The 14388-nt window shown below is 69.2% G+C and carries 12 protein-coding genes; 10 read left to right on the top strand and 2 right to left on the bottom strand.

All coding sequences use genetic code 11. The features are described from left to right. The first annotated feature begins 175 nt into the window (after positions 1–175). From ACZL02_RS10000 to bchO, 6 genes are all read left to right on the top strand, one after another. Entirely contained in the window at positions 176–2467 is a 2292-nt protein-coding gene (locus ACZL02_RS10000; RefSeq protein ID WP_472937179.1) for an ATP-binding protein, read from the top strand. Continuing rightward, complete coding sequence (locus tag ACZL02_RS09995) at positions 2460–3065, top strand: response regulator transcription factor (RefSeq protein ID WP_472937180.1); 606 nt, start codon at positions 2460–2462, stop codon at positions 3063–3065. The genes ACZL02_RS10000 and ACZL02_RS09995 overlap by 8 nt, the downstream gene beginning before the upstream one ends. Positions 3066–3238: 173 nt before the next feature. Then, positions 3239–3559: a hypothetical protein gene (locus tag ACZL02_RS09990; protein ID WP_472937181.1), complete on the top strand. Its 321-nt coding sequence runs from the start codon at positions 3239–3241 to the stop codon at positions 3557–3559. Between the two features lie 235 nt (positions 3560–3794). Further along, the gene (bchI, locus tag ACZL02_RS09985; protein ID WP_472937182.1) at positions 3795–4817 is read left to right on the top strand and encodes a magnesium chelatase ATPase subunit I; all 1023 of its coding nucleotides are present in this window, start codon (positions 3795–3797) and stop codon (positions 4815–4817) included. After that, positions 4814–6757, top strand: a complete 1944-nt coding sequence (locus ACZL02_RS09980; protein ID WP_472937183.1) for a magnesium chelatase subunit D — start codon at positions 4814–4816, stop codon at positions 6755–6757. Before bchI ends, ACZL02_RS09980 begins: the two co-directional genes overlap by 4 nt. Then, on the top strand, positions 6757–7683 hold the full coding sequence (gene bchO / locus ACZL02_RS09975; protein WP_472937184.1) for an alpha/beta fold hydrolase BchO: 927 nt from the start codon (positions 6757–6759) through the stop codon (positions 7681–7683). Before ACZL02_RS09980 ends, bchO begins: the two co-directional genes overlap by 1 nt. Here the strand turns inward: bchO and ACZL02_RS09970 are convergent. Then, the gene (locus tag ACZL02_RS09970; RefSeq protein ID WP_472937185.1) at positions 7658–8584 is read right to left on the bottom strand and encodes a carotenoid 1,2-hydratase family protein; all 927 of its coding nucleotides are present in this window, start codon (positions 8582–8584) and stop codon (positions 7658–7660) included. The two genes, bchO and ACZL02_RS09970, sit on opposite strands and share 26 nt — an antisense overlap. Further along, positions 8518–10122, bottom strand: a complete 1605-nt coding sequence (gene crtD, locus ACZL02_RS09965; RefSeq protein WP_472937186.1) for a 1-hydroxycarotenoid 3,4-desaturase CrtD — start codon at positions 10120–10122, stop codon at positions 8518–8520. Before crtD ends, ACZL02_RS09970 begins: the two co-directional genes overlap by 67 nt. Positions 10123–10185: 63 nt before the next feature. Here crtD and ACZL02_RS09960 point away from each other — a divergent pair, with 63 nt between their 5' ends. From ACZL02_RS09960 to ACZL02_RS09945, 4 genes are all read left to right on the top strand, one after another. Further along, entirely contained in the window at positions 10186–11058 is an 873-nt protein-coding gene (locus tag ACZL02_RS09960) for a polyprenyl synthetase family protein (RefSeq protein WP_472937187.1), read from the top strand. Further along, complete coding sequence (locus ACZL02_RS09955) at positions 11048–12289, top strand: methyltransferase (protein WP_472937188.1); 1242 nt, start codon at positions 11048–11050, stop codon at positions 12287–12289. Before ACZL02_RS09960 ends, ACZL02_RS09955 begins: the two co-directional genes overlap by 11 nt. A 124-nt stretch (positions 12290–12413) precedes the next feature. Next, entirely contained in the window at positions 12414–13352 is a 939-nt protein-coding gene (gene bchC / locus ACZL02_RS09950) for a chlorophyll synthesis pathway protein BchC (protein ID WP_472937189.1), read from the top strand. Further along, complete coding sequence (locus ACZL02_RS09945; protein ID WP_472937190.1) at positions 13349–14356, top strand: chlorophyllide a reductase iron protein subunit X; 1008 nt, start codon at positions 13349–13351, stop codon at positions 14354–14356. The genes bchC and ACZL02_RS09945 overlap by 4 nt, the downstream gene beginning before the upstream one ends. Positions 14357–14388: the final 32 nt, after the last annotated feature.

Genomic DNA, 14388 nt, shown 5'->3' with positions numbered 1-14388 from the left:
CGCTGCATTGCAGTCTGCAGATTTTGCTGCGCCGCAGTCTTCTCGCCCGTCCAGCCCAGTTTGTCCAGCTTTGTGGCCTCGCGGGTGTCGCTGCGGCGTTACGCCCCACGCTGTTTCAGAACCGAGACATTGGGGTCGTGGCGAGGGCGTTTTGTACGGCCCCAAGGCTAGGCCAATGCTGAACCTCCCGGTCGACCTCGTCACCTGCGACCGCGAGCCGATCCACGTCATCGGCGCGATCCAGCCACAGGGCGCTTTGCTGGCGCTGGACGACGCTGCGGGACGGATCGCTTTCGTCAGCGCCAATGTGGAGGCGGTGCTCGGCTGGCCGGCGGTCGCGCTGTTCGGCCATCCGCTGGCTGTGCTGCTCGGCCGGGAGGCAAGCGAAGCGCTGCTCGCGCGAGATCTGACGCCTCTGTTGCCGGAACTGCTGCGGCCGCTATTCCTGAGCGTCCTTCACCCGGATGGGTCCGACGGCGGCAACTTCGAGTGTTTCGCGCATCGGCACGACGGGCGTCTCATTCTGGAGTTCGTGCCAGCCGCGCCGCGGCCCGCCGACTTCTGGGAAGAAGATCTCCTGCGTCAGCGCATCATCTCGGACCTGATCCGGCCGGCGACGCAAGGTGCACTGGCCAGCGCCAGCGCCGACATCATCCGCCAGATCACCGGCTTCGATCGCGTGATGATCTACCGCTTTGCGCCGGACCGGCACGGCGAGGTCATCGCCGAAAGCACCGTGAGGCCGGATAGTTTCCTCGGGCTGCACTACCCGGCCTCCGACATTCCGGATCCGGCCTGGCGGCATTTCCGACTGAACCTCATCCGCAGTATTCCCGACCTCCACGCCTCTCCCGTGCCGATCCTGGCGGCCGACTGGATGGTCGCGGATGCCGGATACCGGCAGCCGTTGGATCTCACCTATTCGAAGCTGCGGGCGGTGGCGCCCGTCCATGTCGAATATCTCGGCAATATGGGGGTCGGCGCCAGCCTGTCGATCTCGCTGATCTCCAACGATCGGCTCTGGGGTCTTGTCGCTTGCCATCATTACGGGCCGCTGCACCCGTCCTGGAGCCGGCTGCGCTTCTGCGAACTGATCGGCGGCACGGTGTCGACACTGCTGCAGAACCTCGAAAACACCGTTCTCCTGCGCCACAGCATCGACGCCGAAAAACTGGCTTTCGACATCGAGCGGGCCGCGCGGGCCGGCGCGCCGCTGGTCGAGGTCGTGCTCGATCGCGCCGAGCGGCTGATGCGGCAAAGCCGTGCGAAGGGCCTTGCCCTCAAGCTTGGCACGGCCTTCGTCACCAAAGGCGACGTGCCGGACTGCGAGATCGACGCCGGCACGCTGCGCGGCGTCCTGCGCGAAGGCATTGCGACGTCGGACAATCTTGCCGCCCTCGTTGGCGAGAAGGGCGTTGGCCTCGGCGACCTCGCGGGGGCGGCGATGATGGAACTGTCGGACGATGGCGAGGACTGGCTGATCCTGTTCCGACCGGAGTTCGAGCGGACGATTTCCTGGGCCGGCAAGCCGGAGAAGCGGCAGACGAGAGGCGAGGACGGATCGTTGCGGCTGTCGCCCCGCGGCTCCTTCGCCGTGTGGCGGGAGGAGCGGCTGGGCCGCAGCGAGCCGTTCACCGAGATCGACCTCGAAATCCTGCGCATCACGCGGCGCGCGCTGTTTGCCATCAACAGTCTCGATCGGGAGCGAGCGGCGCTGGCGGCGCGGGCCAGCGCCGAGGCGGAGGAGTCTCGGCTTCGGCTGCTGCTTCTGGAAGACGCGCGCCAGCGCTCGCTAGGCGAACTCGCCTCGGCGTTGGCGCACGAGCTGAGCCAGCCGCTGTCGGCGGTGACGAACTACGTCAACGCCTGCCGGCAGGAGCTGCGCAATTTCGGGGTCGACATTCCGCCTGAGGTGATCCGGTTGATGCAGAACGCGGTGACGGAGTCCTCGCGGGCGGCGGATCTCGTGCGACGGCTGCGCGACCTCATCGGGCAAGGCACGGTCGCCTTCGAGCAGGCGAGCCTGCATGCGGCGATCCGTCAGGGGGTCGACCTGGCGCTGGCGGCGTCCAGCGAGACGCGGCCCCTCATTCAGTACGTACTGCATCCGGACATGCCGCCGATCTCCATCGATCCGATCCAGATCGCGCAGGTGGTGCTCAACCTCGTCCGCAACAGCCTGACGGCGATGGACGGCACAGCCGCGCCCGTGCTGACGATCGCAACCGTCCTGAGGTCGGGGATGGTGGAGGTGTCGGTGTCCGATACGGGGCGCGGCATCGCCATGCCGCTTCGATCGGCGCTGTTCGAGCCCTTTCACAACTCGACGACCGGCGGCATGGGCATTGGCCTGGCGCTCTGCCGCTCGATCGTCGAGGCGCATGGCGGCAAGATTTCAGCCCATTCGCGGCCGGTCGGGGCACGATTGTCCTTCACGCTGCCGACGGAGGAGGGACGCCATGGCTGAGCTGGCAGATCCGCGGCCGATCTATGTCGTCGACGACGACCTGTCGGCCCGCGAATCGCTCTGCGCGCTTCTGTCGGCGCACGGCTTTGCAGCGGTGTCCTTCGCCTCGGCGGAGGAATTTGCGGAATTCGCCGAGATCGGCGGCGGCCTCTGCGCCTTCGTCGACCTGCGGATGCCTGGGATGAGCGGCCTCGATCTCCAGAGCCTTCTGATCGCCCGCGGCGAGCGCCTGCCGGTGATTATCCTCACCGGTCATGGCGACGTGCCGCTGGCGGTCACGGCGATCAAGCGGGGCGCCGTCGACTTCATCGAGAAGCCGGGATCGGAGGAGCATTTCCTCAGCGCCATCGCGGCCGCGACGGCCCTATGCGCCCACCGTCCCAGACGGACGGTGCCCGCCAGCGTGGCGGCGGAGCGGCTGGCGCGCCTGACCCATCGGGAAAGGCAGGTCCTCGACCATCTCGTGCTCGGACTGACCAGCAAGCACATTGCCGAGGAGCTGGAGATCAGCCAGCGGACCGTCGAGATCCACCGCTCCCGCATCCGGGAGAAGATGGAAGCCCGCGGACTGTCCGACCTGATCGCGATGATGCAATAGCCCGCATGTTGCAATGCAATACATCGGGCGGCAGCTGTCCACGTAGAATGTACGTAGGTGTAAATCCGAGATAGATCGCAGCTTGCCTTATTCCTAGATTTACATCTTATTCATATAGCGGATGCCAGAGCGGGGCGGAGACCTTGCCGACATCAAGTGGGGAGTGATGCGGCATGTCGGCTTGCTACACGTCCAACCTTGTTCCAGCGGCGGATGACCTGCCGGATCATCCCGAAGCCAGCCATCATATCATCGTCGCCCTTGGCGACGAGCTTCTCGCCGCGGTCGAGGGATGGCGGCAGGTGCACGGGGTGGAGCAGTCCGATGCCATCGGCACGCTGGTGCGGCTCGGCCTTCTCAGCGAAATCGCCAAGATCTACCGTTTTGTCGCCAGCCCTCGGCCGGCGTCATCGACAGGACCGGCATTGGCCAGACGCAAGCGCCAGGCGGCGGTGCAATCGGCAGCGGATCGGCCGTGGGTAGATGGGCGGTAGCGCTTCTCGCGGGTAAGAAAATATGGCGGCTGGGCACGTCTCTGAACGTGGCGCCTGTCGGGCACGAGCGTCAGTGCTTCAGCCTCGTACGATCAGGCTCCGTATTGCTGCCGGCCCATCCCCAACCCGATTTCATACCCTGCTCAGCGTCTCGTCTTAATGTCGTAAATCAAAGTTGACAGTTGTTGCCCGGCTTGCGACGCTTGCGTTTGGAGACTCGTGCCGGGAGCATCGCGTGGGCATTCCCTATCCGTTTTCCGCCATCGTCGGGCAGCAGGAGATGAAGCGGGCCTTGCTTCTGGCGGCGGTCGATCCGCGCATTGGCGGGATCCTGGTCTTCGGTGACCGGGGCACGGGCAAGACCACCGCGGTCCGCGGGCTAGCAGGCTTGCTGCCGCCCATGCTGGTCGTCGGAAGCTGCCGCTACAACTGCGCCCCGGGAGACGGGGCCGCCGGCTGCCCGGACTGTGCGTCGAGACCTGCCGGCGTCACCGCGATGCCGCGGCGGGTTCCGGTTCCTGTCATCGACCTGCCACTCGGCGCCACCGAGGATCGGGTCGCGGGGGCACTCGACCTCGAGAAGGCGCTGGTTTCCGGCGAGAAAGCGTTCGAGCCGGGTCTGCTGGCGCTCGCCCACCGTGGCTTCCTCTACATCGACGAGGTCAATCTCCTCGAGGATCACCTCGTCGATCTGCTGCTGGACGTCGCCGCGTCCGGCGTCAACGCCGTCGAGCGCGATGGCCTCAGCATCCGCCACCCCGCCCGGTTCGTTCTCGTCGGCAGCGGCAATCCGGAGGAGGGGGAGTTGCGGCCGCAATTGCTCGATCGCTTCGGCCTGTCGGTCGAGGTCGCATCGCCGCGCGATGTCGCGACACGGGTCGAGGTGGTCAAGCGGCGCGATGCCTTCGACCGCGATCCGCAGGATTTTGCCGCCGCCTGGAAACGCAAGGACTTAGCACTGCGGGCCCGCATCGTCCGGGCGCGCGCGGCACTGTCGGTCACCGAGACGCCGGACCCGGTGCTCGAACTGGCCTCGGCGCTCTGCCTGAAGCTCGGCGTCGACGGCCTGCGCGGCGAACTGACGCTGATGCGAGCAGCCCGCGCGGCGGCCGCGCTCGACGGTGAGGCGCAAGTGACGCGCGAAATTATGCTCACCGTCGCGCCGTCCGCCCTGCGCCACCGCCTGCGCCGGAACCCGCTCGACGAAGCCGGGTCCGGGGCGCGGGTCGAGCGGGCCCTGACGGAGATGGCGGCGTGACCATCGCGGGGGCGATGGCGTGGCCGACGGACAGTCCGGTTGCGGGCAGAGCGAAACGCACGGCTTCAACGTCTTCCGCCGCCTGGACGCTGGCGCTCCTCGCAGCGCGCGTGCTCGCCGTCGATTCCATCGGGCTGGGTGGCGTGCGCCTAAGGGCCCGGCCCGGCCCGGTCCGCGACCGCTGGCTGGCAGAGTTTGCCGGACAGATCGGGCCGGCGGTACCGATGTGCCGCGTCTCGTCGACCGCGCCGGACGCAGCCTTCATCGGCGGGCTCGACGTCGGGCGGACCCTTGTGCAGGGCCGGCGGGTCGCCGGACAAGGGGTTCTCGCACGTGTGCATGGCGGCGTGCTGCTGCTCGGCATGGCCGAAAGGGCAACGGCCAGTCTGGCGGCGACCCTCGGGGCGGCCCTCGACCGCGGCGAGGTACGGGTCGAGCGGGACGGTCTGTCCGACTGCCAGCCCGCCCTTTTCACCCTCGTCGCCCTTGACGAGGGGATCGACGACGAGGGCATTCCGGCTGGCCTCGCCGACCGGCTCGGCCTGCTGCTCGATCTCGACGCGATTGGCTGGCGCGAGACTGCCGCGACCTGTTCGCCCGGCGCCGTCGATGCGGCCCGGATGCTTCTGCCGGCAGTGGCCGTGGCGCCGTCGATGGCCGAGGCGCTTTGTTCGCTGGCGCTTGCCTATGGCGGGGCCTCGCTGCGGCTGCCCTTGCAACTCCTGCGCGCCGCCCGCGCCTGCGCGGCCTTGCGGGGCGCCGCCGAGGTGGGGCCGGAGGATGCCGCGACGGCCTTGCGGCTGGTGTTCGGCCTGCCGCCGCCGGCGGATGTCGATGAGGAGGATCCGGGTCCCGAAAGTGAGATGCCAGGCGACGCGCCGCCAGCAGAGGCGGAGCGCCGGGCCGAGGGGACGCCGTCTCCGGCAGAGCGCCTGCCGTCGCTGGCGCCGGCGCCGCAGCGCGGCGAGCCGCCGGGGGCACGCGGCGCCTTGCCGGAGAAGGCGGCGGCTGCGGATGACGCGCACGCCGACCCTTCGCCAGCCGAGGCGCTCCAGGACATGCTGGTTGCCGCCGTCGGTGCAGCGCTTCCCGCCGATCTTCTCGCCCGGCAGAGGGGGACGCTCAGCGGAGCGCAGCGTCCGGGTGTTGCGGGGAAGGCGGGGCGGGACCGGGTTTCCGGCCGGCGCGGGCGTGTCATCGGCGTCACGGCGACGCCGCCGATGCCCGGCGCGCGGCCGGACGTGCTGGCGACCTTGCGCCAAGCGGCGCCTTGGCAGCGCCTGCGCTCGGCTGGGCTCGCCGCTGGCACCGGCCCGGCCGGCGGCCGGCCGCTTCAGATCCGCCCGCAGGACTTTCGCTATCTCCGCCGCCGCGAGCGGACCGGCAGCACAGCGATCTTCGCCGTCGACGCCTCAGGCTCGGCGGCGGTCGAGCGGCTTGCGGAAACCAAGGGCGCGATCGAACTCCTGCTGGCCGATTGCTATGTCCGGCGCGACAGCGTCGGGCTCATCGCCTTTCGCGGTCCGGAAGCGGCGACTTTGCTGGAGCCGACGCGCTCCCTGACGCGCGCCCGGCGAAGCCTTGCCGACCTGCCCGGCGGCGGCGGAACCCCGCTCGCCAGCGGCATCATGGCGGCGCTTCACATGGCGACGGCCGCGGGGCGGAAAGGCCAGAGCGTCATCACCGTCTTTCTCACCGACGGCCGCGGCAACGTCGCGCTGGACGGCGGCATTCTGCGCGAACAGGTTGTCGCCGACACGGCGCAAGCCGCGGGGTTGTTCAGGCGGCTTGGCCTGCGGGCGATCGTCATCGACATTGCGCGGCGCGAGCAGCCGAGGGCGCAGGAACTCTCCCTCGCCCTCGGCGCCGAATACCTGGCGCTTCCGCGGGGCGGGGCGGGGGCGATGGCCCGGGTCGTCGGCGCGCGGATGGAAGGCTGATGTTTTCCGACCCGGCGCGGCCTTCCTGGGCGATCGACGGGCGGGGCTGGCCGAACCGGAGCCACAGCCGCTTCGTGCGCGCCGGGGGCATGATGTGGCATGTGCAGGAGATGGGAGCCGGGCCGCGGCTTCTCCTCCTGCACGGCACGGGGGCGGCGACGCATTCCTTCAGGGACCTCGCCCCGGCGCTTGCCCGACATTTCACCGTGCTCTGTCCCGATCTGCCGGGGCACGGGTTCAGCGACATGCCGAAGGGGCGCACTCTTTCCTTGCCGCGCATGGCGCAGTTGACCACCGAACTCCTGTCGGCAATCGGTTTCCGGCCGGGCATTGCTGTCGGCCATTCCGCCGGCGCGGCGATCCTCGTCGCCATGACCTTGCAGCAACAGATCAGTCCGGACGTGGTGATTGCCCTCAATGGCGCGCTGCGACAGATTCGCGGTGCGGCGCTGTTCTCGCCCCTTGCGCGGCTCCTGTCGCTGAACCCGCTGGTGCCCCTCCTGTTCGCGCGCCAGGCGATGGGCACGGCGGCGACGCAGCGGCTGCTCGAGGGCACCGGCTCGCACATCGACGCGCACGGTATCGAGCTCTACGCCCGGCTTTTCCAGAAGCCAGCCCACGTCGCGGCGACGCTCGGCATGATGGCGCATTGGGACCTCGACTGGCTCGATCGCCGGTGGGCATCTCTTGCGGTACCGCTCAAGCTGGTGACGTCTGCCGGCGATCGCGCGATCGCCCCGGCCGATGCCGTCACGCTGTCGCGCCGCCTCGCTACGGCCGAACTCGTACCGCTGCGCGAGGGGGGGCACCTCGTGCACGAGGAGCGCCCCCTGGAGATCGCCGACCTGATCTCTCGCCTTGCCGCCGGCACGCTGTCCCGATGGGCGGCGGAACCTCCGCTCAACCGGCTCGGCGCGGCATCTTGAACGGCAGCATGGCCTGGACCCAAGGCGAGCGGAAACGGTCGAGATCGACCGTCTCATGGATCGCCCGGCACCCACCGGCATCGCCCTTTCCCGCGCTGCCGTTTGGAAAGTCCAGAATGGAGCGGCTGTAGAACGGCGTGTCCTCTAGCGTTCGGGCGACCTGCGGCCGGTGTCCTTCCGCCGCGTGGGCGGCTCGCTCGACCCGCCATCCGGTCTTCGGCAGGACGTGCAGGGCAGAAGGCGTCAACGCCGCCGACGTGCCGTCGCCGCCATAGGCCAGGGCGAGGCCGCGGCAGGGGCCGCCGCGCTCGGTGACGTCATAGTGGATGCGCGTCTGGCCCGCGGCATCTTCCCGGGACCAGTTCCAGCGGGTGAAGCCGGCCTCGATCGGCTCGGCGCCGATGTTCATGTCGACATAGGCGCGGCCTTGCCAGCCGAGGCCGGGCCGGTCGAACGCGACGTCGACGCGGGCGCACGGCGCGATCGGCCGCCAGGCGTGCCGGCCGTTCTGGTGCAGCGGCAGACGGCCGTCGAAGATCGGGCCGGGATCGACGGTGATGCGCCCGCGCAGCCGTTTCGGGATCGGCACGGTCCATTCGTCGATGTCGATCGTCAGCCGTCCGCCCGACCATTGCCAGGCGCTTGGGCCGACGGCGATCCGGTCCGCATCGCGCATCAGGGCGGAGCGTCCCCGTTCCGTCATCGCCCAGTACTTGCCTTGCGGGGTGTAGAGGATGGCGTTGATGCCGACATGCTGCTCGGGATCGGCCTCGCCGCGCCGTCGCGCCAGGGCATAATAGGGCGAGAAGACGCTGCCGACGAAGACGATGACCGTCAGGGCGTTGTGTCCGTCATCGCTGATCGCGTCGAGATACCACCAGGCATAGCCGCCGGGCTCCACCCGTTCGTCGAACCCAAATCCGCCATCACGGCATCGGCCGCGTGGCGTCCCGAGAGCGCCGCCATCGGGATGCCGGGGCCGGGATGGGCGCTGCCACCGGCGAGATAGAGGCCCCGGATCCGCGTCCGCGCGCCCGGGCGCTGGAACGAGGAGGCCCAGCCGTGGGAGGATCGCCCGTAAAGCGCGCCCCCCGATCCCGGAAACAGCGCCGCGAACGCCGCCGGTTCCGTCCGAACCCGATGCCCCGGCAAGGCCGAGATCGTCAGGCCGGACCGCGCCAGCCGTGCCATCACCCGCGTCTCGCATGCCGCCACCTCCGCTTCGCTCAAGGGATTTCGGTCCGCCCGCGCCGGGGCGTTCACCAGCAGGAAAAGCCGCTCGGGCCCGTCTGGCGCGGGGGTCCCCGCGGCGTTGCGGTCCTGGGCGCAGACGTAGATGGTCGGATCTTCAGGCAGGTGCTCGCGGTGGAAGATCTCGTCGAACTCCCGGGCGTAGTCGCGCGAGAAGAAAACGGTGTGGTGGGCGAGGGGGAAGCCGCGGGCCTCGCCGTGGATCGACCACGTCAACGCCGACAGCGAGCGGTTCCGGACCCCGTAGGCCGGCACCGCTTTGGTTGCGTCCTGTCCGAGCAGGCCGGCCGGCAGCGCCGCGGCATCGCCGTTGAACACCACGGCATCGGCCGCCAAGGTTCGGCCGTCCTCGAGCCGGACGCCGACGGCCCGGCCGCCCTCGACCAGCAGCGAGGCGACCGGCGACCGCGTGGCAAGGACGACGCCGTTCTGGCGCCCGAGATCGGCTAGCGCTTCGGCGATCCGGATCAGCCCGCCCTCGACCAGCCAGACGCCGAGCTGCTCGACATGGGCGATCAGCATCAGCGGCCCCGGCGCGGCGAAGGGCGAGGCGCCGCAATAGGTGGCGTAGCGTCCGAACAACTGCCGCAGCCGCGGATCCTTGAAGTAGCGGGCGACGACGCTCGCGAGCGGCGTGAACGGTTCGATGCGGGCGAGCGCGCCCAGGCCGCCAATGCCCATGGCGCGCGTCAGGCGCATCGGGCTCGGCGCGGGATGCTCGACGAAGGCGGCGTTGAGGGTTTCAAATACTTCCCTCGCCCGATGCCGGAAGGCGTGGAACCCTTCTGCCTCCCGCCGTCCAGCGAGGCGGGCGATGGCCTCGTGCGTCCGCAGCGGATCGGCGTGGAGATCGAGGCGAGACCCGTCCTGCCAGGCATGCCGCGCCAGGATGTCGGCAGCTGTCAGCGTCACCCGGTCCTCCAGCCGGGCGCCGACGGCGGCGAAGATCGCCTCGAACACCCAGCGCATGGTGAGAACGGTCGGGCCGGAGTCGATGCCGTGGCCGTTCACCACGACCTCCCGCAGCTTGCCCCCCGGCTGCGCGGCCCGCTCGAGCACCGTCACTTCGCAGCCGGCAGCCCCCAGCAGCAGTGCCGAGACCAGCCCACCGATCCCCGCGCCGACGACGATGACGTGGCGGCCGGGACTGGCAGGGGATCGAAGCGGAGCGTCAGGATGGGTTAACATGATCTTGTGTCAAATATCATTTACATGCATGCTGGTCCAGCCGATTTGACGGGGAGGTTGGGAATGTCGGAGAAGCTTCAGCGGATCGAAGACACGTTGCGTCTCTGCCTTCGGCGCGCCACCGCCGGAGCGGCGCCACCGCGCCTTGGCAAGGCGATGCTGCATGCGGTTTTCCCCGGAGGTCAGCGCATCCGGCCGCGGCTGACCCTGGCGGTTGCCAGGGCCTGCGGCGACGAGCGGCCGGCGCTTTCATCCGCTGCGGCTATCGCCGTGGAACTCCTGCATTGCGCTTCGCTGGTGCACGACGACATGCCTTGCTTCGACGACGCCGCGATGCGGCGCGGCCGCCCCTCCGTGCAGGCAGCCTTTGGCGAGCCGCTGGCCCTGCTGGCCGGCGACGCCCTGATCGTCCTCGCCTTCGAAACAGCGGCGCTGGCGGCGGCGATCGATCCGCCGCGGGGGCTTGGCGTGATCTCGATCCTGTCGCGGGCCGTCGGCATGCCGGCCGGCATCGTCGCTGGCCAGGCGTTCGAAAGCGAGCCGGCGCCAAACCTTGCGGACTACCAGCGGGCCAAGACCGGGGCGCTCTTTGCCGGGGCTACGAGTGCCGGCGCCGCAAGCGCGGGATGCGATCCGGCGGTGTGGTCGGCGCTCGGCTACCGGCTGGGCGAAGCCTATCAACTGGCCGACGATCTCCGCGATGTCGTGGGCAGTGCCGAGGAGATCGGCAAGCCGACCGGGCAGGATCGCGCGCTCGGACGCCCGAATGCCGTGGCGGCTTTCGGGCTGGACGGGGCGGTTCGCCGGCTGCTCGTATCGGTCGAAGAGGCCGCCGCCGCCGTCCCGGACTGCGCCGGTGCCACGGCACTGCGGGCCGACATCCGCGCCATGGCGCGCCGCTTCCTGCCGAAGCAAGCCGTGCAACGTGCTGCCTGAGCGAGGGGCGAGGGTGGTGGAGCTCGGCGGGCGCCAGGAGAACGGAATTACCAGCGCAGCTGCGGCGGTTCCGCGGCCTGCAGCCGCCGTGGCGCGGTTCAGGTTTGCGGCGACGTTGGTCGATTGGCTGCGCGACCTGCGTAACCGCAAGGTTTCCGATCCAAAATTTCGCCGCTGGGCGACGCGCTTCTTTCTGACGAGGCGCTTTGCGCGGCAGCAGGTCGGCGCCCTGTTCGATCTGACGGCGGGCTTTGTCTATTCGCAGGTGCTGTTCGCGGCCGTCCGGGTTCGGCTGTTCGACCTCTTGGCGCCCGGGCCGCTCGATCTGCGGGCGATCGCCTTGGCGGTAGAGCTGCCGGAGGAGGGCGCTCTGCGCCTGCTGCGCGCCGCGGTGGCGCTGCGGCTGGCGGAGCGGCGATCGGATGGGCGCTTTGCGCTGGGCCCTCTCGGAGCTGCGCTGGTCGACAATCCCGGCGTGATCGCCATGATCGAGCACCACGGCTTGCTCTACCGGGACCTCGCCGATCCACTGCCTCTTCTGGCCGGCGACGGCGATGCAGAGCTCGGCCGCTACTGGACCTATGCCAAGCGTGCGCCGCGTGTCCGCAGCGGCCTTCGCCCCGGGCAGGATGCCGCCGACTATACCGCCCTGATGGCGGCATCGCAGGCGCTGGTGGCATCGGAGGTCGTCGATGCCTATCCGTTCCGGCGGCACCGCCGCCTGCTCGACGTCGGGGGCGGCGATGGGTCGTTCCTCGTCGCCGTGGCAAAGGCGGCGCCCGGCCTGCAGCTTGGCCTGTTCGATCTCCCCGACGTCGCGGCCATCGCCCGGGCAAGAATCCTCGCTGCGGGTCTCTCTACGCGGACGACGATCATCGGCGGCGACTTTCGCGAAGACCCGCTGCCGGCGGCAGCCGATCTCGTCACGCTGAACCGCATCCTGCACGACCACGACGAGGCGACGGTGGTGGCGCTGCTGAGGGCGATCCGCCGGGCGATCGCCCCCGGGGGCACGCTCCTCGTCATCGAGCCGATGGCCGAGACACCCGGCGCCGAGGCCAGCGGCGATGCCTATTTCGGCTTCTACCTGATGGCGATGGGGCAAGGGCGGCCCCGGTCTCCCGCCGAGATCGTCGGTCTCCTCGGCCGGGCCGGGTTCAGCAAGGCGCGCCTCGTCTCCACCAGCACCCCTTTGATCGCACGTATGATCGCCGCGACAGCCGCCCATTGAGCAGGGGATGCAGAGCAAGGTAATCGTATAATTTAATTTACGCAAAAAATGTAAAACAAGATTGACAACAAAGCATGCCGGTCTAGTCTGGGTGGACAGAAGAGGCCGGGTAGGGGAGGGTTCGGTGGAGGCATTGGCGATCGTTCTCGAAGCCCCCGGGCGGCTCGCTCTCCTGCCGCTCGCCCTCAACGAGCCGACGGCCGCGGATGCCGTCGTCGAGATCGAATGGTCTGGCATTTCCACCGGGACCGAGAAGCTGCTGTGGTCCGGCCGGATGCCGGCTTTCCCCGGCATGGGCTATCCGCTGGTCCCCGGATACGAGTCCGTCGGCCGTGTCGTCGTCGCCGGTTCAAGCTCCGGCCGGTGGGTCGGCGAGCAGGTCTTCGTTCCCGGCGCCAATTGCTATCAGGCCGCGCGGGGGCTGTTTGGCGGCGCTGCCTCGCGTGTCGTCATTCCCGGCGCGAAGGCCTTGCCGGTCCAGCCCGGTCTCGGGGCGCGCGGCGTCCTCCTGGCACTGGCCGCCACGGCCCACCACGCCGTCTGCCCCGATACCCGCAAGCCGCCGCAACTGATCGTCGGCCATGGCGTCCTCGGCAGGCTGATCGCCCGCATCGTCGTGGCGCATGGGGGGCGGCCGACGGTCTGGGAAACCAACCCGGCACGGCAAGCCGGTGCCGAAGGCTACGACGTCGTCCACCCCGATGACGACGACCGCCGCGACTATCAGCGGATCTGCGACGTCAGCGGCGACCCGGAAATTCTCGACGGCCTGGTGTCCCGCCTCGCCCGCGGTGGCGAGATCGTGCTTGCCGGCTTCTACGACCAGCGACTGTCCTTCGCTTTCCCGATGGCCTTCCTGCGCGAGGCGCGGTTCAGGGTGGCCGCGGAATGGCGGCGTAACGATCTCGTCGCCGTCGACGATCTGATCGCGACGGGCCGCCTGTCGCTCGACGGTTTCATCACCCACACCGAGGCGCCGAGCGGTTTCGAGAAAGCCTACACCACGGCTTTCACCGATCCGTCGTGCCTCAAGATGGTGCTCGATTGGAGACTGGCCGCATGAACGCGTTGTCCCAGCCGCAAGGCCTCATGGCCCTCGTCGAAAGCGTCCGGGCTGAAGCGGCGATCGAGCCGGATCCGGTGACGATCGGCGAAGTCCGCAAGGAGACGCAGATCATCGCGATCTATGGCAAGGGCGGCATCGGCAAGAGCTTCACCCTCGCCAACCTCTCGCACATGATGGCGCAACAGGGAAAACGCGTGCTGCTGATCGGCTGCGACCCCAAGAGCGACACCACCTCGCTGCTGTTCGGCGGAAGAGCCTGCCCGACGATCATCGAGACCTCGTCGCGCAAGAAGGCCGCGGGCGAGGACGTCGAGATTGGCGACGTCTGCTTCAAGCGCGGCGGGGTGTTCGCGATGGAGCTCGGCGGCCCGGAGGTCGGCCGAGGCTGCGGCGGCCGCGGCATCATCCACGGCTTCGAACTCCTGGAAAAGCTCGGCTTCCACGACTGGGGCTTCGACTACGTTCTGCTCGATTTCCTCGGCGATGTCGTCTGCGGCGGCTTCGGCCTGCCGATCGCCCGCGACATGTGCCAGAAGGTCATCGTCGTCGGCTCCAACGACCTTCAATCGCTTTACGTTGCCAACAACGTCTGTTCGGCGGTCGACTATTTCCGCCGGCTCGGCGGCAATGTCGGGATCGCCGGCATGGTGATCAACAAGGATGACGGCACCGGCGAGGCGGCGGCCTTCGCAGCGGCCGTGGGAATTCCGGTGCTGGCCGCCATTCCCGCCGACGACGACATCCGGCGCAAGAGCGCGAACTACCAGATCATCGGCGAGCCCGGCACCCGCTGGGGGCCGCTGTTCGAAGAACTGGCCGAGAATGTCGCGGCGTCCACACCCCAGCGCCCGACGCCGCTGACCCAGGACGGGCTGCTGGCGCTGTTCTCCTGCGACCAGACCGGCGGCAATGTCGTGCTCGAGCCGGCGAGCCAAGCCGACATGCGCGGCGGCATCGTGATCGCCAGGCCATCCCTCGAAATCATCTACGACTTGGTCTGAAACGATGAACGTCCGCCCGTCCCCCTCCCAAT

The organism is Mesocryomonas fontinalis, from assembly GCF_055730125.2.
The sequence above is the reverse complement of the archived record's forward strand: the minus strand, read 5'-3'. Positions and strand labels throughout refer to the sequence as shown.

Excerpts from the sequence above, each read along its gene's own strand:
- ACZL02_RS10000 (WP_472937179.1), top strand. The coding sequence starts at position 176 with ATGCTGAACCTCCCGGTCGACCTCGTCACCTGCGACCGCGAGCCGATC.
- ACZL02_RS09995 (WP_472937180.1), top strand. The coding sequence starts at position 2,460 with ATGGCTGAGCTGGCAGATCCGCGGCCGATCTATGTCGTCGACGACGAC.
- ACZL02_RS09990 (WP_472937181.1), top strand. The coding sequence starts at position 3,239 with ATGTCGGCTTGCTACACGTCCAACCTTGTTCCAGCGGCGGATGACCTG.
- bchO (WP_472937184.1), top strand. The coding sequence starts at position 6,757 with ATGTTTTCCGACCCGGCGCGGCCTTCCTGGGCGATCGACGGGCGGGGC.
- crtD (WP_472937186.1), bottom strand. The coding sequence starts at position 10,122 with ATGTTAACCCATCCTGACGCTCCGCTTCGATCCCCTGCCAGTCCCGGC.
- ACZL02_RS09960 (WP_472937187.1), top strand. The coding sequence starts at position 10,186 with ATGTCGGAGAAGCTTCAGCGGATCGAAGACACGTTGCGTCTCTGCCTT.
- ACZL02_RS09945 (WP_472937190.1), top strand. The coding sequence starts at position 13,349 with ATGAACGCGTTGTCCCAGCCGCAAGGCCTCATGGCCCTCGTCGAAAGC.